Origin of the sequence: Caldimonas brevitalea (genome assembly GCF_001017435.1) — a bacterium.
GTDB classification, from domain to species: domain Bacteria; phylum Pseudomonadota; class Gammaproteobacteria; order Burkholderiales; family Burkholderiaceae_C; genus Caldimonas; species Caldimonas brevitalea.
In genome coordinates this window covers 3,562,167-3,581,963 of the sequence record NZ_CP011371.1, presented here as the reverse complement: position 1 = coordinate 3,581,963, position 19,797 = coordinate 3,562,167, and the positions used below count along the sequence as shown (strand labels likewise).

At 69.2% G+C, this 19,797-nt stretch carries 19 protein-coding genes; 10 read left to right on the top strand and 9 right to left on the bottom strand.

Annotated features, from left to right (window positions below; all coding sequences use genetic code 11):
• Positions 1 to 13: 13 nt before the first annotated feature.
• The 4 genes from AAW51_RS15285 to AAW51_RS28210 are packed head-to-tail and all read left to right on the top strand — an operon-like array spanning position 14 to position 5,341.
• Positions 14 to 697 carry a methyltransferase family protein gene (locus tag AAW51_RS15285; protein ID WP_083438319.1) on the top strand — a complete coding sequence of 228 codons (684 nt, stop codon included), beginning with the start codon at positions 14 to 16 and terminating at the stop codon, positions 695 to 697.
• Positions 694 to 1,710 (top strand): NAD-dependent epimerase/dehydratase family protein, encoded by a 1,017-nt coding sequence (locus AAW51_RS15280; protein WP_169788036.1) that lies wholly within the window; start codon positions 694 to 696, stop codon positions 1,708 to 1,710. The genes AAW51_RS15285 and AAW51_RS15280 overlap by 4 nt, the downstream gene beginning before the upstream one ends.
• Positions 1,707 to 4,391: a PEP/pyruvate-binding domain-containing protein gene (locus AAW51_RS15275; RefSeq protein ID WP_047195292.1), complete on the top strand. Its 2,685-nt coding sequence runs from the start codon at positions 1,707 to 1,709 to the stop codon at positions 4,389 to 4,391. The genes AAW51_RS15280 and AAW51_RS15275 overlap by 4 nt, the downstream gene beginning before the upstream one ends.
• Positions 4,388 to 5,341, top strand: a complete 954-nt coding sequence (locus AAW51_RS28210) for a hypothetical protein (protein WP_157359908.1) — start codon at positions 4,388 to 4,390, stop codon at positions 5,339 to 5,341. Before AAW51_RS15275 ends, AAW51_RS28210 begins: the two co-directional genes overlap by 4 nt.
• A gap of 21 nt (positions 5,342 to 5,362) precedes the next feature.
• On the opposite strand, the gene AAW51_RS15265 is transcribed toward AAW51_RS28210, so the two are convergent.
• From AAW51_RS15265 to AAW51_RS15250, 4 genes are all read right to left on the bottom strand, one after another.
• A complete protein-coding gene (locus tag AAW51_RS15265; protein WP_047195291.1) occupies positions 5,363 to 5,842 on the bottom strand; it encodes a DUF2269 family protein in 480 nt (159 codons plus the stop codon).
• A 28-nt stretch (positions 5,843 to 5,870) separates the two neighbouring features.
• On the bottom strand, positions 5,871 to 6,254 hold the full coding sequence (locus tag AAW51_RS15260; RefSeq protein ID WP_047195290.1) for a hypothetical protein: 384 nt from the start codon (positions 6,252 to 6,254) through the stop codon (positions 5,871 to 5,873).
• Positions 6,255 to 6,292: 38 nt separating this feature from the next.
• Entirely contained in the window at positions 6,293 to 6,742 is a 450-nt protein-coding gene (locus tag AAW51_RS15255; RefSeq protein WP_047195289.1) for a thiol-disulfide oxidoreductase DCC family protein, read from the bottom strand.
• A gap of 157 nt (positions 6,743 to 6,899) precedes the next feature.
• Positions 6,900 to 7,451, bottom strand: a complete 552-nt coding sequence (locus AAW51_RS15250; protein WP_047195288.1) for a GbsR/MarR family transcriptional regulator — start codon at positions 7,449 to 7,451, stop codon at positions 6,900 to 6,902.
• A gap of 242 nt (positions 7,452 to 7,693) precedes the next feature.
• Here AAW51_RS15250 and argG point away from each other — a divergent pair, with 242 nt between their 5' ends.
• Positions 7,694 to 9,031, top strand: coding sequence for an argininosuccinate synthase (gene argG / locus AAW51_RS15245; protein ID WP_047195287.1), 1,338 nt, complete (start codon positions 7,694 to 7,696; stop codon positions 9,029 to 9,031).
• 115 nt (positions 9,032 to 9,146) lie between these two features.
• Here argG and AAW51_RS15240 read toward each other — a convergent pair whose 3' ends face one another.
• The 5 genes from AAW51_RS15240 to AAW51_RS15220 all read right to left on the bottom strand — a co-directional run bounded on the left by AAW51_RS15240 (position 9,147) and on the right by AAW51_RS15220 (position 14,736).
• Entirely contained in the window at positions 9,147 to 9,440 is a 294-nt protein-coding gene (locus AAW51_RS15240; RefSeq protein WP_047195286.1) for a DUF2218 domain-containing protein, read from the bottom strand.
• Between the two features lie 47 nt (positions 9,441 to 9,487).
• Positions 9,488 to 10,303 carry an ABC transporter ATP-binding protein gene (locus tag AAW51_RS15235; RefSeq protein ID WP_047195285.1) on the bottom strand — a complete coding sequence of 272 codons (816 nt, stop codon included), beginning with the start codon at positions 10,301 to 10,303 and terminating at the stop codon, positions 9,488 to 9,490.
• The gene (locus AAW51_RS15230) at positions 10,300 to 11,367 is read right to left on the bottom strand and encodes a FecCD family ABC transporter permease (protein WP_047195284.1); all 1,068 of its coding nucleotides are present in this window, start codon (positions 11,365 to 11,367) and stop codon (positions 10,300 to 10,302) included. The genes AAW51_RS15235 and AAW51_RS15230 overlap by 4 nt, the downstream gene beginning before the upstream one ends.
• Positions 11,364 to 12,491 carry an ABC transporter substrate-binding protein gene (locus AAW51_RS15225; protein WP_047195283.1) on the bottom strand — a complete coding sequence of 376 codons (1,128 nt, stop codon included), beginning with the start codon at positions 12,489 to 12,491 and terminating at the stop codon, positions 11,364 to 11,366. Before AAW51_RS15225 ends, AAW51_RS15230 begins: the two co-directional genes overlap by 4 nt.
• Before the next feature lie 91 nt (positions 12,492 to 12,582).
• Complete coding sequence (locus AAW51_RS15220; RefSeq protein ID WP_047195282.1) at positions 12,583 to 14,736, bottom strand: TonB-dependent siderophore receptor; 2,154 nt, start codon at positions 14,734 to 14,736, stop codon at positions 12,583 to 12,585.
• A gap of 125 nt (positions 14,737 to 14,861) precedes the next feature.
• On the opposite strand from AAW51_RS15220, the gene AAW51_RS15215 reads away from it, so the two are divergent.
• From AAW51_RS15215 to AAW51_RS15195, 5 genes are all read left to right on the top strand, one after another.
• A complete protein-coding gene (locus AAW51_RS15215; RefSeq protein ID WP_053013601.1) occupies positions 14,862 to 15,899 on the top strand; it encodes a helix-turn-helix transcriptional regulator in 1,038 nt (345 codons plus the stop codon).
• A gap of 114 nt (positions 15,900 to 16,013) precedes the next feature.
• Positions 16,014 to 16,673, top strand: a complete 660-nt coding sequence (locus AAW51_RS15210) for a TetR/AcrR family transcriptional regulator (RefSeq protein ID WP_047195281.1) — start codon at positions 16,014 to 16,016, stop codon at positions 16,671 to 16,673.
• Positions 16,674 to 16,687: 14 nt separating this feature from the next.
• Complete coding sequence (locus AAW51_RS15205) at positions 16,688 to 17,623, top strand: HlyD family secretion protein (RefSeq protein ID WP_047197865.1); 936 nt, start codon at positions 16,688 to 16,690, stop codon at positions 17,621 to 17,623.
• Positions 17,620 to 18,543 (top strand): ABC transporter ATP-binding protein, encoded by a 924-nt coding sequence (locus AAW51_RS15200; RefSeq protein WP_047195280.1) that lies wholly within the window; start codon positions 17,620 to 17,622, stop codon positions 18,541 to 18,543. Before AAW51_RS15205 ends, AAW51_RS15200 begins: the two co-directional genes overlap by 4 nt.
• Positions 18,521 to 19,687: an ABC transporter permease gene (locus tag AAW51_RS15195; RefSeq protein ID WP_047195279.1), complete on the top strand. Its 1,167-nt coding sequence runs from the start codon at positions 18,521 to 18,523 to the stop codon at positions 19,685 to 19,687. The genes AAW51_RS15200 and AAW51_RS15195 overlap by 23 nt, the downstream gene beginning before the upstream one ends.
• Positions 19,688 to 19,797: the final 110 nt, after the last annotated feature.

Genomic DNA, 19,797 nt, shown 5'->3' with positions numbered 1-19,797 from the left:
AGACATACCCCCCATGCCTTCCACATCCTCATCGCCCGGGCCTGACGGGTCTGCGCGGCCCCATCGGTCCCATGCCGCCTTGCTGATCGCGGTGATCGGCATCCTGCTGATGCTGCTGCTCGGAGGCTGGCGGGCCCTCACCGCGACCGGCCCCACACGCGCGCTGCTGGCGGGCCTGGCCTTCGTCTATGTGGTGTGGATCCTGTCCGAGTTCCGCATCACCGCCTCCGCAAAGAGCCAGGACACCCGCACCGACGGCGCCACCTGCGAGGCCTATGCGACCGCGCGCTTCATCACGATGGCCTGCGCCTTCGGCTTCGAGTCGATCTGGTCGTCGACGGGCGCCTGGCTGCCCATCGGGCTGTCGCTCTTTGCCGCGGGCATCGGGCTGCGGGCCTGGGCGATCCGAACGCTGGGTCAGGCGTACTCGCATCGGGTGCGCACCCCCGACGGCGAGGCCATCGTCGACACCGGACCGTATCGGGTGCTGCGTCATCCGGCGTATGCGGGCATGTTGCTGGCCCACGTGGGGGTTCTGGTGCTGTGCTTCAACGGGTGGTTGCTGGCCGCGCTGTGCGGTGTGTTCGTGCCGGCGCTGGTGTGCCGCATCCGGGTCGAGGAAGCGCATCTGCTGCAAATGCCCGCCTATCGGGCCTTCGCCGCCGGGCGGGCGCGTCTGGCACCGGGGGTGTGGTGAGCCGGGCCGCAGTGCCGGCCAGCGACCGGGGTGTGGTGCTGCTCGGTGCCACCGGGTTCGTCGGCTCGGCGGTGGTGCGCCAGCTGGCGACGCAAGTGTCGTGCGGGCGCCGCTTCGGCGACGTCCGATTGCTGGTTCACCGGCGCCGCTTGCCCTTGCTACCCGACGGTGCCAGCGTGCATGCCGGCTCCGTCGCCGCCTTGCCCGACGGCCTGTTGCCGGCCTTCCCGCACGTCGTGATCCATTGCGCCAGCAAACAGATCGACCACGACGGCAGCGGCTTTGGCGTCAATGTGACGGGTGTCGAGCACCTTGCGCGGGCGGTCAACCGCGAGACGCGGGCCATCTTGTTCGTCAGTTCTCACTCGGTGTACGGCGAGGGGCCGCAGCGCGGTGTGCGCGAAGACGCGCCGTTGCAGCCGGCCTCGCCGCTGGCCTTGTCGCGCGCCCAGTGTGAGACGGCGCTCGCCGCGTTGGCGGCGCGAGGGGCCTGCGCGGTGTCGGTGTTCCGCACGCGTTTCGTGCTGGGGCCTGGTGACCGCCATGTGCTGCCGGGGCTTGCCCGCTTGCTGGCCGCGGGACTGTCGGTCGGCAATGGCGATCAGCGCTACTCGGTGATCGACGTCGACGACTTCGCGCGCATCCTGCTCGCGTTTGCCGAGCGGCACTTGAACGGGACGGCGCCGCGGGCACGCTTCGAGGCCTACAACGTGGGCTACGAACGGCCCATCTCGCTCGGCGAGATCCGCGCGCTGTTGGACGAGCGGCAGCCGCTGCCACCACCGCGCTGGCGACTGCCGGTGTACGAGCCGTTGCTGCGCCTGATCGGCCGACTGCCGGCGGCACGATTGCGCCAGATGGTGCAGCGATTGCGTTTGGTCGGCCACGACCACTATGGGGACGTCGCCAAGCTGCGTGCGGCACTCGGCAACGACTGGCTGCAGACCGACCCGCGCGAGGCGGTGCGCCGTGCCTTGCAAGGGCTGCACGTCGAGGGGAGGGCGAGAGCATGAACGAGATCATTTCGGACTACCGACGTATGGCGCGTGCCGAGGTCGGCGGCAAGTTCCACGTGCAGGCGCTGCTGCGAGGCCGTGGCATCCCGGTACCCGACTTCTTCTGTCTCTCGAGGCGGCTGCACGACCGTTGGTGGCAACCGGCGCGTGCAGAGGCGGCCGCGTTGCTGGCGACCGTCGACCCGCGAGACCGGGCCAGCGTGACGGACGCCGCTCGACGGCTGCAGGCGCTGGTGCACACGCTGGACATCGACGCGGCCACCTGCCGCGCGGTGCACGACGCCCTCGACCGTCACCTCGGCAATGCCGAATACGTCTCGGTGCGTGCCTGCATGCTCGGCGCCCGGCCCGAGTGGAGCGAGGACTCGGTGCACGACCCGCATGCCGGGATCAGCGCGACGGCGCTCTATGTGCGGCGCGAAGATGTGATCGCGAGGGTGCGTGACGGTTGGGCCAGCGCCTACAGCGAACAGGCGCTGCTCTACCGCCTGACGCAGGGGCAGGATGCACTGGGCGTCAGCGTCGCCATCGGCGTGCAGCGCATGGTGTTCGGCGAACGTTCGTTCGTGATGTTCACCTGCGACCCGAACACGACCGCACGCGACACCTTGCTGATCGCCGGGCACGGTATCGGCGAAGGTGTGGTGCAGGAAGCGGTGCCGGTCGACCACTATTTCGTCAACGCGAAAAGCGGCGCGATCGAGCGCCGGCTCGCGGTCAAGCATGTCGGGCTCGGCTTCGACGCGGAGCGTGGCCAGGGCCTGCGCGAATTCGAAGTCGCGCCCGAGCGGCGCGAGGCGGCCTGCCTCGACGACGACGAGATCCGGACGCTGCAAGCCTTGGGTCGCAAGATCGAACAGGTGTTCGGCTGGCCGCAAGACATCGAAGGCACGCTGGATGCGCAAGGTCGGGTGCACATCCTGCAGGCGCGGCCGGTGTCGATCGACTTCGTGCGCAAGCGCCTGTGGACCGGGCTCAACATCGCCGAGAGTTACCCGGGCGTTTCGAGCCCGCTGACCTACAGCCTGGCACGGCTGTTCTACCGCGTGATCTTTCGCGACATCTACCGTCGCGCCGGCGCACCCGACCGGCAGCTCACCGAGCACCACCACCGTCTCGACCGGATGATCGGCTACGTCAATGGCCGCATCTACTACTCGCTCAACGCCTTCTACCTGCTGCACGGCCTGGTGCCGATCTTCCCGTGGCTGTGCAAGGCCTGGGAGAACATGGTGGGCCTCAAGACCTCCTATTTCATCGATGCCGGCGAGGCAGCACCGGTGCTGCCGGCCTGGCGCCGCGGGTGGCAGCAGCTGCGGGGCTGGAGCATTTTCGCGCGCGAGTTCCTGATGCTGCCGCGCCGCATGCGGGCCTACAAGCAATGGTGGCGCGAGCGTGCGCTGCAGTCACGCCGGGTGCTGCAGGACGAGCGCGATGCCTTGGCGCTGACCGAGGAGTTCCACCGCTTGTGGCGCGACGTCGGCCGGCACTGGGGCGTGACGCTGATCAACGACGCCTACATCTTCACGCTGCACGCCATCGTCCAGGCACTGTTCAAACGCTGGCGGCTCGATGAAGACCCGGCGCTGCTGAGCAATCTGCTGTGCGGCGACGACCAGATCGAGAGCGTCGAGGTGTTTCTGTCGGTGCTGCGCATCGCGGCCTGGGTGCGCAGCCAGCCGACGCTGTGTGCCGACTTCCTTGCCAGCGACGACGCCACGCTGGTGCAACGCTTTCGGGCTCGCCGCCTCCACGCGACGCTGCTGACCCTGCTCGACGACCACATCGCCGCCTACGGCGACCGCTCGATGCAGGAGCTGAAAATGGAAAACCCGAGCTTGCGTGACGACCCGACGGTGCTGCTACGCGGCGTGCGCCGCTTCGTCAAGGCCGGGCTCGACCCCGATGCCTCGCGCGCGGCCGAACTGAAGCAGCGCGCCGAGGCCGAGGCGGCACTCGACCAGCGCTTCGGCCGCCGGTCGTTGCGCAAAGGCCTGCTGCGGTGGATGTTGAAGCTGCTGCGCGAGGTGATCGCGCATCGCGAGAACTCGCGCTACTGCCGCAGCGAGCTGTTCGGCATCTGCCGCGACCTCTTCCGTGCGCAAGCCGCCCATCTGGTGGCGCAGGGGGCGATCGAACGGGCCGACGACATCTACTACCTCACCGTCGACGAGATCACCGGCTACACCGACGGCACCGGGGTCGACGAGGCATTCCGCGAGACGGTCGAGCGGCGCCGCCGGCAGCTGCAGGCCTATGCGCAGCAAGAGGTGCCGGAGACGCTGGCGACCCAGGGCGCCTTGCGCAGCAATCCGTTGGCGCGGGCAGAGGCCGCACCGGGCGTGGCCGGGCAAGCGTTGCAGGGGTTGGGTTCCAGCATGGGCGTGGCGCAAGGCCGTGCCCGTGTGGTGCTCGACCCGCACCAGGTCGAAGACCTGCCGCCCGACACCATCCTCGTGACCCGCGAGACCGACCCCGGCTGGCTGTTCCTGATGCTCGCGTCGACCGGCATCGTGGTCGAGCGCGGCAGCATGCTCTCGCACACCGCGATCACCGGCCGCAAGTTCGGCATCCCGACGGTGGTGGGCGTCGACGACGCCTGCCGACGGATCGCCGACGGCGCCCCGATCGAGATCGATGGGGGGCGGGGTGTGGTTCGGTTCCTCGACGCCGCATGAAGGGGCCGCCCGTGCCGCCGTTCGGCGAGGCCGCCGCTGGTCGTGTCGCCAGGGTCCCGGGCTCGCGCCTGCGCCGCTTGTTCGGCTTCGTCTGCGAAGCCCATCCGCCGCCGATCTATGCCGTCGTGTGCGCTGGCTGGGCGTACTCGCTGCTGTCGATGCTGTTGCCGCCGCGGGCCGGTGCGGCCCTCGGCATCGAGGGCGCGGCGGTCGCGTTGGCTTTTTTCCTGATCCTGCTGTTCCTGCGCGCGGTGGACGAGGTGAAGGACCTCGATTACGACCGGCGGCACAACCCGATGCGGCCCCTGGTGAGGGGCGCCGTCAGCCTGGGGGAGGTGTGGGGGCTGGCGGCGGCGGTCGCGGTGGTGGTGCTGGCGCTCAGTGCCTGGCTGTCGCCGCGGCTCGCGGTGTTCGCCGCGCTGCAGATGGCCTATGGCATCGGGCTGCTGCTGCTCGAACGGCATTCGGCCACTTTTCGCCGCCGGATCCTGCTCAACCTGTGCGTGACCTTGCCGGTGAGCGCGGCGCTCAACGTCTACGCCTATCTGTTTCTGGCCTCGCGCGGCCTGGCGCCCCCTCTGCAGCAGGCAGTGCCGGTGCTGTTGGCCCACGTCGCGGTGTTTCTGCATCTCGAGTTCGGGCGCAAGTTGAAGTGGCCACACCTGGCGGCGGCCGGCGAGAACGGCTATGCGCTCGCGCTCGGTGTGCCGGGGGCCAGCGCCGCCTGCATGCTGTTCGGCGGAGCGGCTTGCGCACTGGCCACCTGGGCCCATTTGAGTGCGGGTGCGGGCGCCGCGTCGCCACTGCCGTGGTTCGCCTTGTTGCCGGCGGCCGTCGGACTGCAAGGTTTCATCGTGTCGCGCCAGGAAGCGGTGTCGCTGAAGCCCTACTTCGGAGGGGCTATGGTGCTGTTCTTCCTGATCAACATCGCCGTGGCCCGGCTCGTGTGAGCCGGGCCCTCCGGCCGCACCTCAGCCGCCCCACAAGGCCGGCTTGGTCACCATCAGGAAATACACCCCGAGCATCGCGATAAAGGCCGGGTAGCCGAGCCACTCCCAGGCGCGTGCATAGCGCCAGTACAGCGAGGGCAGCGGCGCCGACCGGGTGCCTGCCGTCTGTGCCAAGGCGGCCATGCGCAACTGCAACCACACCACTGGGAGCCAGCAGGCGCCAGACAGCACGAACAGCGTGATCGACAGGGCGAGCCATGGCGTGTCGAGAGGCCAGCCGGCCATGTGTGCCAGCCAGAAGCCGGTGAGCGGCTGGATCAGCGCCGTCGGCGTGGTGAACCACCAGTCGGCGCGTACCACCCAGCGGCTGACCACCGCCTGCGCGGCGAGGCTCCCGCTGCGGTTGACGACGAACATGAAGAAGGCCGAGCCGAACCCGGTGCCGACCATCAACACGCTCGAGACGACGTGGACCCATTTGACGACGAGATAAGTGTTCACGACCAGGCTCCTTCGCGGATGTAACAGCTCAGGCGGACGGGGTGGCGGGAGTGCCGGGCTCGCGCGGGGAGCGGTCGACTTGCCCTTCGGCCACGGCCACGCTCACCCGCTGCCAGACATTGCGGGCGATGAAGGTCGCGGTGAAGAACAGGCCTGCGAAGACCAGCCACAGCGTGCGCCGCAACGAGTCGACCATTGGCACCCCGGGCTCGAAGGCGCCGAAGCTCAGGATCAACAGCAGCGTGCCGCAGACCGCCAGCAGGTAGGCGCTGCGCAGCCAGAACTCGGCGCCGCCGTCGGCATCGCACAGCGAGCGCAGCACCTTGAGCAGGATGGGCCGCAAATAGCTGACGGCGAGGATGGGCGCGACGACGCCGACGGCGAGGGACAACACGAACAAATAGGTCGACATGAAGAGCTCCTGTGAAGATGTCAGAGATGTCAGAGATGTCAGAGACGGCAGCTGCCGTCGGGGTCGCAACGGCGGCCGGCTGCATGCTCGGCGGCGCGCCGGGCGCCGGTTTCGAACAGCCAGCCGACCAGGCGGCGCGGCAGGCGGTGGCGGTGGCGGGCAATCCAGGGGTAGAGCCGGTCCGCCAACGGGCGCAGCAGCGGCCAGGCCGTCGGCGCGACCACCCAGCCCAGGCCCACGGCACGATAGGCCAGGCGGAACACCGCCACCCCGCGCACCAACCGTCCGTCGGCGGTGCTCGCATGCATCACCGACATCAGCTCGTCCCGGGTGGTGCCGGGCGGCGGCTCCCCGAACGTGGGGGAGCTGACGTCGACGAAACGCAAACGGCCCTCGGTGTTGCGCAGCATCAGGTTGCCCATCTCCGCGTTGCACAGCGGGCAGGCCGCGTCGTAGTAGAGCGTCAGGGGGTAAACGGTGCCGTCCAAGTTGTCCTCTTTTTTGGTCAGAAGTTTCTGTAGAGAGAGAAATAGGTGGGCAAAAAAATGGAGGTGATCGGCTCACCTCCAGAGGTGTGCGTCGCGCTGCGACGCCGGGCGCCGCAGGCTGCAAGTCGACGGTTGATGCGGGGCGTGCGGGCCGTCATCACGCCGACCCTTTGCGCGCGGCGGCGTCACCTGGGCGCACGAACTTTTGCACCGCCGCGCCCAGGCGCAGCACCTTCTCGAGCGTCGCCGGCGTCAGCCGCAACATCTCGTCCGACCAGGCGCCGAGCGCTTCCATGAAGTGCAGCGTCTCGCGCAGCCGGTCTTGCACGTCGGGGGGCTCGGCGTTGAACTCGCTGGCGTCGACCAACCCACGCAAGACCCGGGTGGTGGGATCGAACTCGCGTTCCTTGCGCTCACGCACGATGGTGCGGAACAGCTCCCAGACGTCGTGCGAGGTTTCGAAGTAGTCGCGCCGATCGCCCAGCACATGGGCCACCCGCACCAGGTTCCAGTTCAGCAGCTCTTTCAGGCTGGTGCTGACATTGGAGCGGGCCACGCCCAGCGTTTCCGACAACTGCTCCGCGTTCAGCGGTTTGCCGTGGAAAAACAGCAGCGCGTGGATTTGCGCGACGGTACGGTTGACACCCCAGGCGGAGCCCATCTCCCCCCAGTGGGTCACGAAGCGCCGGCCGGTTTCACTCAGTTCCATGTCGCGATGGTTGCGGCTTCTGTAATTTCTGTCAAGAGAGAAATTAAACCAGGGCGAGAGCTGGTCGGCGGTTCACGGCACGCCGGGTGCGGGTCGGGTGCGGATCGGCAGCGCTCGGTGCCGCAAGGCCCGTCACGTTGCCAGGTCGCGCGCCACCGCGGCGGCAGCCCCAATTGCGTTGACAATAGCGGCCGGTGCTCTTTCGGTTCATCCTACTGTTAACGGTTTTGAGTAAGTAGACAATGACGACCATCCTGCAGAACCTTCCCGTCGGCCAGAAGGTCGGCATCGCGTTTTCCGGCGGCCTCGACACGAGTGCGGCGCTCCACTGGATGCGCAAGAAGGGCGCGGTCCCTTACGCCTATACGGCCAACCTCGGGCAGCCGGACGAACCCGATTACGACGACATCCCGCGCCGCGCACTGCAATACGGCGCCGAGAACGCACGTTTGGTCGATTGCCGCAGCCAGCTCGCGGCCGAAGGTATCGCCGCGTTGCAGTGCGGTGCCTTCCACATCTCCACCGCCGGCATCACCTACTTCAACACCACGCCGCTCGGGCGGGCCGTCACCGGCACCATGCTGGTCGCGGCGATGAAGGAAGACGGCGTCAGCATCTGGGGTGACGGCAGCACCTTCAAGGGCAACGACATCGAGCGCTTCTACCGCTATGGGCTGTTGGTCAACCCGCAGCTGAAGATCTACAAGCCGTGGCTCGATCAGACCTTCATCGACGAGCTGGGCGGGCGCGCCGAGATGTCGGAGTTCATGCGGCAATCGGGCTTCGAATACCGCATGTCGGCCGAGAAGGCCTATTCGACCGACTCCAACATGCTGGGCGCCACCCATGAGGCGAAGGACCTCGAGCACCTGAACAGCGGCATGAAGATCGTCCAGCCCATCATGGGCGTGGCCTTCTGGCGCGACGATGTCGAGGTGAAGCGTGAAGAGGTCACGGTGCGCTTCGAAGAAGGCCACCCGGTGGCACTCAACGGCGCGGAGTTCGCCAACCCCGTCGACCTGATCCTCGAAGCCAACCGCATCGGCGGCCGCCACGGGCTGGGCATGAGCGACCAGATCGAGAACCGCATCATCGAGGCCAAGAGCCGCGGCATCTACGAGGCCCCGGGGCTGGCGCTGCTGTTCATCGCCTACGAGCGTTTGCTCACTGGCATCCACAACGAAGACACCATCGAGCAGTACCGCGACAACGGCCGGCGCCTCGGCCGCTTGCTCTACCAGGGCCGCTGGTTCGATCCGCAAGCCATCATGCTGCGCGAGACGGCGCAGCGCTGGGTGGCCCGTGCCGTCACCGGCGAGGTGACGCTGGAACTGCGCCGCGGCAACGACTATTCGCTGCTCAACACCGTGTCGCCCAACCTGACCTACAAGCCGGAGCGCCTGACGATGGAGAAGGGCGAGTCGGCGTTCTCGCCGCAAGACCGGATCGGCCAGCTGACGATGCGCAACCTCGACATCGAGGACACGCGCCAGAAGCTGCAGACCTATGCCGAGGTCGGCCTGCTCGCCGCCAGCGGTGGCAGCGCCTTGCCGCGCCTGAAGCAGAAGGACGAGAGCTGAGGAGCGTCGCCGCCGACGAGGCGGCGATGTGGGCCGTAAGCAAGGCGGGGTCGCTCGACGCGACGCCCGCTTTTTTCATTCGTGCGTGCCGGCGCGGTGTGCCAGGAGCGGCGCCTCAGGCCGACTGCACTGTGTCCCACTCGACTTGCAGCGGCTGTTTGCGCGAGAACAGCTTGACGTGCGCGTCGATCACATACACAACCTGCGTCAGGCCCTCTTCGTCATCGGCGTCACAGTCGAAGCACAGGCATGCGCCGTCGACGTGCAGTCGGCAGCGGCCCCAGGGGAAGTGGGCGAGGCCCTGGTGCGCGTCGTGTGTCACGTCGATCTTGCGGCTGAAGTGCAGGCACAACCGGGTCAGCCAGCGACTGGCGTCGGGTGTGGCCACGCGGCCCTTGCGTTGTTTCATGCGGGGACTACCAACAAACAGAGGAATGGGTCAGGGGTGAGCAGCGGTCAGCGCAGGTCGGCGACATCGAAGTCGTCGAGGGTGTGGTCCACCACCACCATCTGCTGGCCTTGTGAACAGCGCTCCACGCGGCCTTGCACGCCATAGGCGCGACGCAGCAGGGCGGGCGTGAAGATGTCGGCGGGCGGGCCTTGCGCGAGCACGCCTCCGTGGCCCAGCACCAGCATGCGGTCGCACAGGCGCAGGGCGAGGTTGAGGTCGTGCAGCGCGACCAGGCAGATGCCGCCGCGCGAGCTGAGCAGGTCGCGCACCCCTTGCAACACGCGCAGCTGCCAGCGCAGGTCGAGCGCGCTGGTCGGCTCGTCGAGCAGCAGCAGCGCCGGCTCGCGCACCAGCACCTGGGCCAGGCCCAGCAGCTGGCGTTGGCCGCCCGACAGTTCGTCGATGCGGCGCAGCGCCAGCGCGCCCAGGCCCAGGCGCTCGACCAGCGTCTCGATGCGCGTCTCGATGCGCGTCTCGATCTGCCGGCGCCCGCTGCCGGGCAAGGCCGCGCGCGCGGCGCACAGCAGCGCCTCGTAGGCGAGCAGCGACGTCGGCTGCGGCAAAGCCTGCGGCAGATAGCCGACCCGTTGCAGCCGTTCGGGCAAACGCAGCTGCTGCAGGTCGGTGCCATCCAGCCAGACCTGGCCCTGGGCCGCCACCAGCCCGGCGAGCGCACGCAGCAGTGTCGACTTGCCGGCGCCGTTCGGGCCCACCACCGCCACCAGCGACCCCGAGGGCACGGCAGGCAGGTCCACCGACTGCAGCACGGTTCGGCCACGGTAGCCGACGCTGAGGTGCTCGACGATCAGTCCGGCCGTCATCTGCGCGACCGGTGTTTGAGGATCAGGCCCATGAAGACGGGCACGCCCACCAGTGCCGTGATGATGCCGACCGGCAGCACCACGCCCGGGACCAGCGTCTTGCTCAACACCGAGGCGACCGACAACATCACGGCGCCGGCCAGGGCGCTGCCGGGCAGCAGGAACCGATGGTCTTCGCCAAGCAGCAGCCGGGCGATGTGCGGGCCGACCAGGCCGACGAAGCCGATCGTGCCGACAAACGCGAGCGCCGCCGCCGACAGCAGGCTGACGCGCAGCAAGGTGACCAGCCGCAGCCGTTCGACCGCGATGCCGAGGCTGCGCGCCTGGTCCTCGCCGCCCCGCAGCGCCGTCATCGTCCAGGCCTGGCGCTGCGCCCACACCATGCACACCAGCAAGGTCGTGGCTACCACGGCGATCTTGTCCCAGGTGGCGCGCGACAGGCTGCCCATGACCCAGAACACGATCTGCTGCAGTGAATCGGGGCTGGCGATGAACTGCAGCAGCCACAGCAGCGCCTCGAACGTGAACATCAAGGCGATGCCGAACAGCACCACCGTGTCGACGCCGGCGCCCCAGACGCGCGTGAGCGTCTGGATCAACAGCGTCGCACCGGCCGCGCACAGGAAGGCGCCGGCCGGCACGGCGATCGGCTCGCCGAGCCCGTAGGCGTCGAAACCGCTGACGATGACGAGCGAGGCGCCCACCGATGCCGCCGCCGCGATGCCCAGCGTGAACGGGCTGGCCAGCGGGTTGTCGAGCGCGGTCTGCATCTCGGCGCCGGCGAGGCCGAGCGAGGCGCCCACCAGCACCGCCATCACCGCGTAGGGCAGGCGCACGTCCCACAAGATCACGCGCTGTGCGGCGTCGAGGGTGTCGGGCCGCCACAGGCCGGTGGCGAGCTGCGACAGCGGGAAGCTCGACGGCCCGCTCGCCACGTCCACCGCCAGCGACGCGAGCAGCACGGCGGCCATCAGCGCGAGTGCGATCACGCGGCTGCGCACCACCTGGCGGTAACGGGTGGCCAGCGCCGGCGGGACGGTCTGAGTCTCGGCAGCCGCGCTCATTGCAAGCCGATCCAATACTCGCCGGTCAGCGGGATGGGCTGGAAGCGGCGGTACATCTCGCCCAGCGTGGCCTGGGGGTCGAGGTCGTGGAACAGGTCCGGGTGCAGCCACTTCGCCATCACCTGCAGCGCCACCACGTTGAGCGGCGAGTTGTAGAAGTGGTGCCACACGGCATAGGCCTGCTGGCGCTGCACCGCGTGCAACTGCGCCATGCCACGGCGGCTGGCGGCGCGCTGCAGCGACGCGCGTGCGGTCTCGCGGCTGGCGGCTGCGCCGAGCACGATGCGCAACGACTTGTGGCTCGGCGCGTTGGCACCGATGGCGGTGCCGATGTAGACGTCGGGCTGGCGCGCGATCAGGTATTCCGGGTTGAGGTTGCCATGCTCGCCAGGGATCAGCCCGTGGGCGATGTTGAGGCCGCCGGCGGCGTCGAGCAGCTTGCCCAGCATGCCCACCATCGTCTCGCAGCAGCCGTCGACCAGCCCGACCCGGCTTTCGAGGAACACCGACGGCGACGGCGGTCGGCGCGCCCGCAGCCGCTGCGTCACCAGCCGCACCTGCGACTCGTAGTAGCGCGTGAAGGCAGCAGCCTCTTGTTCGCGGCCGAGGATGCGGCCCAGCAGGGTCACGCTGCGGGGCGTGTTGACCAGCGGGTCCTGGCGCAGGTCGATGAAGACGATGGCGGTGCCCGCGGCCTGCAGCCGGGCGATGGTCTCGCGGTCCTTGGGGGCGGGTCCGTGGCCTTCCAGCCCGAAGATCGCCACCTGAGGTCTGAGCGCGATGGCCTGCTCCACGCTGAAGCTGCCGACCGCCGTGCGACCGATGCGTGGCAGCCGGTCGAGGTCGGGATGGTGGCGTGCCCAGACGGCATAGCCGTCCGGGTCGACGCGCTCGAACTCGCCCATCGTGCCAACCACACGCCGCAGCGGCGCGTCGCGCTCGAGGATGGCCAGCGTCGGCAGGAAGCGGCCTTCGCCGAGCAGCAATCGGTCGACCTTGGCCGGCAGTTCGACACGGCGGCCGGCCAGGTCGACCAGCTCGATGCGGTCGGCGGGCTGCGCAGCAGCGGAGATCGCGGCGCAGCCCAGCAGGGTGGCCGCCAGGCGGCGTAGCAGTCTGTTCATCGTGACGTCTCCATCACATTCGTGGGGGTCTGGGTGTTGACGTGTGGCGGGCCGCGCGGCGGTCTCGGTGGTCATCGGGGAGCACGCCAGGTTAGAAGCGGTAGGTCGCTTTCAGCAGCGCGCTGCGCGGCTCGCCGTAGTAGTTGAAGACCGAGGTGCCGCCGACGCGCGCGTAGTAGCGGCGGTCGAACAGGTTCTGCACGGTCAGCGCCAGTTCCAGCCCGGTGGGCCAGCGGTAACCCACCTGCGCGTCGAACACCGCATGGCCGCCTTGCTCGATGCGCAGTGCGCCCGACTGGGAATGGTAGTCGCTCACCGCGCGCACCCCGCCTCCCACCTGCAGACCTTGCAGGCGCGCGTCGGTCGGGCGGTAGCGGGTCCAGAGCGTCAGCGTGTGGCGAGGTGTCCAGGTGCTGAAGACCTGGCCCACCTGGGTCGGGCTGCCGTCGAGATGTTCGGTCTCGGTATAGGCATAACCGCCAGCCACCTCCCAGCCTGGCCGCACGGTGCCGCTGGCTTCCAGTTCCAGTCCCTGCACCTGCACCTCGCCCGAGGCGGTCGAAAACGAGGTGCCTTGCACCGCCACGGCACGCTTGTCGTCGCGCAAACGGAACAGCGCTGCCGACACGTTGAGGCGGCCGTCGAACCACTCGCCCTTGAGGCCGGTCTCGAACTGGCGGCCTTCGCGCGGGTCCAGCACCTCGCCGTTGGGACCGGTCGCCGTTTGCGGCTGGAACACGTCGGTGGCGCTGGCGTAGAACGACCAATGCGGCGTGAGGTCATAGACCAACCCGGCATAGGGCGTCCACTCGCTGTCGACCTGCGTGCGGGCCGACACGACACCGGTGGCGAGCTGGGTCGTCTCGCTCTTGTAGCGGCTCACCCGGCTGCCCATGATCACGCTCAGGTCGGCACGGGGCTTGAGTCGCAGCTGACCGTAGAGGCCGGTCTGCTCGGGCTCGACGCGGGTGCGTTGTGTCAGCGGCACGACCGGCTCGACGATGTCGGGGTCGAAGCCCACCAACGGGAACGGCCCTGCGATGTTCGTGTTGCCGTTGGCATGCGTCTTCTGGTCGTAACGGCGGTGATCTACCCCGGCCACCCATTCGTGACGACGACCGAACAGGTCGAAGGGCCGGGCCACGTGGGCGTCGACTGCGAGCGACCGTTCCCACAGTCGGCGGCCGATCACCGCGAGCTGCGCCACGCTGCCCGACGGGCCGATCGGCGAGCCGGCATAGGCGTACGTGAAGTCGACGTTGCGGTCGGCGTGGCGCATCGACACACGGGCGTGGCCGCCGTCGTCGAAGCGATGTTCCAGTTCCGCATAGGCCTCGGTCGCGTCGCTGTCGAAGCGATTCCAGTCGGCGCCGATGAAGGTCGAGCGCCGCACGTCGGCCAGCCGGCCGTTGGCCTCGGTGGGCAGGCCGTTGAACGGTGTGGTCTCGCGTTCCTGCCGCGTCAGCGCCAGCGACAAGGTGGTGGCCGGTGCGAGGTCGAACTCGAGCGTGCCGTAGGCCACCCGCTGCTGGCTGTCGGTCACGTCGGTCCAGCTGTCGCGGGCCTGCTCGGCGACCACCACCCGGCCACGCACGCGGCCGGCCGCATCCAGCGCGCCCGTCACGTCGGCCTCCACCCTGCGGTTGTGCCAGGAGCCATACGACAGCGAAGCGGAGCCGCCAAAGCGCGCCAGCGCCCGCTTGCGGGCCAGGTTGACGGTCCCGCCGGGTTCGCCGGTGCCGGCGTAGAGGCCGGACGGGCCGCGCAGCACTTCGACGCGATCGAACAGCGCCAGGTCGGGCTGGGTACCGTAGATGCTCGACAGCGGCGCGGGCAGGCCATCGACCAGATAGGTGTCGAGCTCGAAGCCGCGCACGAACACGCTGCCGCGGCCCGGGTCGTTGTTCAACACCAGGGCGCCGGGCGTCTTGCGCATGGCGTCTTCGAGCGACACCAGGTTCTGGTCCTCGATGCGCTGGCGCGTGATCACCGTGACCGATTGCGGCAGCTCGCGCGGCTTGACCGGCGTCTTGCTGCCTGCGGTGGTGGCCGTGCTGCCATAGCGGTCGGTGTGCTCGGAGCTTTCGTCGCTGCGCTTGCCACCCACCCGCACGGCAGGCAGCGAGGCGGTGGCAGCTTCGTCGGCGCGGACGGATTGTGCAGAGGCGCCGGCCTGCAGCGTCAGCAAGGCCGTGGCGAGTGCCGGCGCGACGCGGCGGGCAACGGGTCGAGAGGACTGGGGCATGACACGATCAGCAATTGAGAATGAGTTGCATTTGCGCAAGGGCGGCGCTAGCATCCCATGTCCGCGGCATCGATGTGTTTGCGGTATCAACAAAAACGTTTGAGGCATCTGTCGGAGGGAATGCCGTGCGGCCCCGCCACCCCGGCGCCATCGCGCCCGCCGCGACCCCGGCCCAGCGGGCGGTGAAGGCGCCGAGCCACGTCAGCGGCAACGAACTGGCGCAACTGGTCGAGCCGGTCGGGTCCGACTACCGTTTCGTGTCGACCGCGTTGTCGCGCGGCGAGCCGGTGCTGTCGGGCCAGTTCCGTTTGACGCGCTTGCGCCCCGGGCTGACGGTGCATTGCACCGACGTCAGCGATCTGCACAGCATGCAGACCCAGGTGTTGTTGCAGCCCGGCCTGCGCGCCGTGCTGTTGCTCGACGGCGAGGCCGAGGTGTCGTTCGGCCCCCGGCTGGTCCGCTTGAAGGCGCGTGGCGGCGCCGCACCCGTGCAGCGCGCCGACGCTGCGCTGATCTGCCTGACCGAGCCTGAACTGTTCGTGCGGCACTGGCGCCGCGGCGCGCACGAGCGCAAGGTGAGCATCGGGGCCGAGCCGGAATGGTTCGACAACAGCCCGCTGCCGGCCGACTCGCCCGTGCGCGCCTTGCTTGGCCGCCACCTCGCTGTGGAGCGCTGGTGCCCGTCGCCGCGCGCCGTGGTGGTCGCCGAGCAGATGCTGCGGCCGCCGCCGCTCGAGCCGTTGCTGCAAAACCTTTACCTGGAGAGCCGGGCGCTCGAACTGTTGGCCGAGGCGCTCGGCTCACTGCGCTGCGAGCCGACGCCGCTGGCGCCGTTGCGGCCACAGGAACACCTGCGCGTGCAGCGCGTGCGCGAGCTGCTCGACAGCGAGGACAGCTGGGTGTCGAGCCTGGACGAACTGGCGCGCCGCGCCGGCGTCAACGCCAACACGCTGCAACGTCATTTCCGTGCCGCGTTCGGCACCACCATCTTCGATTACCTGCGCGAGCGCCGGCTGCAGCGTGCACGCGAGGCCCTCGAGCGCGACGGCGTCAGTGTCACCGAAGCGGCACGTCTGGCGGGCTACACCAGCGCCGCCAACTTCGCCACCGCGTTCAAGCGGCGCTATGGCGTGTCGCCCAAGATGGCCCGCGCGAGCGTCTGAGCCGCCCCGGCCGTCCCGCCGCTGGCGCCGACGCCGCAGCTCGGCGCCGTGGCCCGGGCGCTGGCGCGCGAATTTTTTTGCGTCTTGTTATACGGGTGTATAAACTGTCTCGACATGTCCACCCAGCGTCCTGCACCTCCGAGCGACACCCGCGAGCACCTGCTGCAGGCCGGCTGGGCGGTGGCACGCGAGCGGGGACTCAAGGGCACGACGGTGCGCGCGGTGGCGGCGCAGGCCGGGGCGAACCTGGGCACCTTCGTCTACCACTTCGGCACCCGCGAGGCCTTCATCGAGGAGCTGATCGAGCGCTGGTATGCACCGCTGTTCGAGCAGCTGCAGCTGACCGCCGAAGAGGCCGCCGACCCGCTCGAATCACTGCGCCTCACCTTGTTGCAGCTGCTGCGCTGGATCGTCGAGCACCGGGCCTTCCTGGCGCAGCTCGTGCTCGACGCCGGCGCCGGTGAGGCGGGCGCCCGGAGCTTCCTGGAGTCGCTCGACCGGCGCCATCCGGTGTTGCTGCTGCGCTTGATCACGCAGGCGCAGCAGGCCGGACGCTTGCAAGCCGGCGATCCGGTGCACCAGATGCTGTTCTTGATGAGCAGCTGTGCGGCACCGGTCCTGTTGTTCCACTTGATCGGCCGGCATGGCATCGGTCCGCCCACGCTGGCCGCCGCGCTCACGCCGTTGACGATCGACCCGGCGCAGATCGAGACACGCCTTGGCTGGGCCTTGACGGGTCTTGCCGCCGGGCACAACAGGGAGTCGAAGCGATGAGACGGTGCATGGTGATGCTGTGGACGCTAGGGCTGGCCGGGTGCGGCGCCCAGCGGGAGGAGGCGCCGATGAGCGGCTATCTCGAAGCCGATCTGGTGTATCTGGCCCCGTCGTCCGGCGGCACCTTGCGCACGATGGCGGTGCAGCGGGGGGATGCCGTCGTGCCCGGGCAGCAGCTTTACGCGCTCGATGCCGACCCGGAGCGTCTCGAGCGCGACGCGGCCCAGGCGCGCCGCGAGCGCGCAGAGGCACAAGCGCACGACCTGCGCGAGGGGCGCCGCCCGGTCGAGCTGCGCGCGATCGATCAGCAGCTGGCCCAGGCGCGGTCGGCCCTGCAGCTCTCCACCTCGGCATGGCGACGCCAACAGCAGCTGGTCGAGCAGGGCTACATCGCGCCGATCCGCCTGGAGGAATTGGCCGCGGCACGCGAGCGCGACGCGGCGCGGCTGCGCGAGTTGCAAGCGCAGCGTGAGCTGGCGACCTTGGGCGCGCGCCGCCTCGAAGTGGCAGCGGCCTCGGCCGAGGCCCGCGCGGCCGGGGCCGACGCGGCGCTGGCCGGATGGCACGAAGGCGAGAAGCAGCGCATGGCGCCGGTGTCGGGCCGGGTCTTCGACGTGATGTACCGCCCCGGGGAATGGGTGGCGCCCGGGGCACCGGTCGTGGCGCTGTTGCCGGCCGACGCGCTCAAGCTGCGCTTTTTCGTGCCGCAGCGCGCCTTGCCGCAGGCCCGCGTCGGCAGCCAGGTGCGCTTCTCTTGCGACGGCTGTGCCGCCGGCTTGACGGCTCGCATCCGTTGGGTCTCGCCGCAGGCCGAGTTCACCCCGCCGGTGATCTATAGCAACCAGAGCCGCAGCAAGCTGGTCTACCTGGTCGAGGCCCAACCGGACGCGTCGGCGGCGCTGCACCCCGGTCAGCCGGTCGACGTGCGGTTTGGCGAGGCCCAGCGATGACGGCAGAACCAGCCATCGACGTACGCGGCCTGACCAAGCAGTTCGGTGGCCGCAAGGTGGTCGACGATGTCGCGATCCGGGTGCCGCGCGGCGAGATCTGTGGCTTTCTCGGTCCGAACGGCAGCGGCAAGACCACCACCATCCGGATGCTGTGCGGCCTGCTCAAGCCGGACGCGGGCGAGGGCCGCTGCCTGGGGCTCGACATCCGGCGCGACGCGGCGCGCATCAAGCGGCGCGTGGGCTATATGACGCAGCGCTTCGGGCTCTACGAAGACCTGTCGATCGAAGAGAACCTCGATTTCGTCGCGCGTGCCTACGGTATGGCCGACCGGCGTGCCGTGGTGCGCCACGCCCTCGAGCGCCTGGGCCTGGAGGGACGCCGGGCGCAGCTGGCCGGCTCATTGTCGGGCGGCTGGAAGCAGCGCCTTGCGCTGGCGGCCTGCATGCTGCACGCGCCCGACCTGTTGCTGCTCGACGAGCCCACGGCCGGGGTCGATCCCAAAGCGCGACGCGACTTCTGGCGCGAGATCCACCAACTGGCAGCCGACGGCCTGACGGTACTGGTCAGCACACACTACATGGACGAAGCCGAGCGCTGCCACCGGCTCGCCTACATCTCCTATGGCCGATTGATGGCGGCCGGCAGCGCCGACGAGGTGATCGCGCAGGCCGGGCTGCGCACCTGGGAGCTGCGCGGCAGCGACCTGGCCCACGCGACGGGCTTGCTGCAGCACGACGCACGCTGGCTGGTGGCGCCGTTCGGCAGCACCTTGCATGTGAGCGCTGCGGGGGACGGCGATTTGCCCGAGTGGCTGGCGCGCCAGCCGCAGCCCGGGGCCTGGGAGGTGCGGTCGATCGAGACCGGCCTGGAAGACGTGTTCATCGCGCTGACCCGCCATGCCGAAGACAACTTCAAATAACGGCGCCGGTCGCGACGGGCCTTTTTCATGGGGCCGCGTGCTGGCCGTGCTGCGCAAGGAGTTCGTGCAGCTGCGCCGCGACCGGCTGACCTTCGCGATGATGATCGGCGTGCCCATCCTGCAGCTGGTGCTGTTCGGCTACGCGATCAATGCCGACCCTCGACACTTGCCGACAGTCGTGGTCAGCAGCGACCGTGGGCCGCTGGTGCGCTCACTGGTGCGCTCGGTCGAGACCACCGGCTATTTCCGCGTGCTGGGGGCGGTGTCCGACGGCGAGGCGGAGCGCCTGCTGCGCGCCGGACAAGTGCAGTTCGTGCTGGTCGTCCCGTCGGACTTCTCCACCCGTTTGCTGCGCGGCGAGCGACCGGCGGTGGCCGTCTATGCCGATGCCACCGACCCGGCTGCGGCCGGGCCGGCGTTGTCGGCCTTGCAGGCATTGCCGCGGGTGGCGCTGGCGCACGACCTGCACGGCCCTCTGGCGACACTGCGGCCCGGGCCCGAGCCCTTCGAGCTGCGCGTGCACCGGCGCTACAACCCTGAAGGGTTGACGGCGTACAACGTGGTGCCCGGCCTGGTGGGCGTGATCTTGACGATGACCCTCGTGATGATGACCGCGATGGCGATGACACGCGAACGCGATCGCGGCACGCTCGAGAACCTGTTGGCCACGCCGGTGCGCCCGGTCGAGATGATGCTGGGCAAGATCCTGCCGTATGTGCTGATCGGCTACCTGCAGGTGCTCATCGTGTTCTCGGCGGCCCGGCTGTTGTTCGACGTGCCCATGCTGGGCAGCTTCGCGCTGCTGTCGGCCATGGTGCTGCTGTTCATCGTCGCCACGCTGGCGGTCGGCTTCGCGTTCTCGACCGTGGCCCGGTCGCAGATGCAGTCGATGCAGCTGACGCTGTTCTATTTCCTGCCCAACATCCTGCTGTCCGGGTTCATGTTTCCGTTTCGCGGCATGCCGGGGTGGGCTCAGGCGCTGGGCGAGTTGCTGCCGCTGACCCACTTCGTGCGGATCGTCAGGGCGGTCATGCTCAAGGGCGCTGGGTGGGCCGATGTCGCCGCCGATGCGGGCGCGATTGCCGCATTTTTGCTGGTGGTGGCCGTCGTCGCGATGGCCCGCTATCGCCAGACGCTCGATTGAGAGGCCGCACTCGCCGGGTTCCTGGTTTGCTTGCGGCGTCCAGGGACCGCGTCTTGCGGTGGGCCGGCGCCCCATCGGGGCCGTGCCGCTGACAGGGCCGTTCGCCTGCA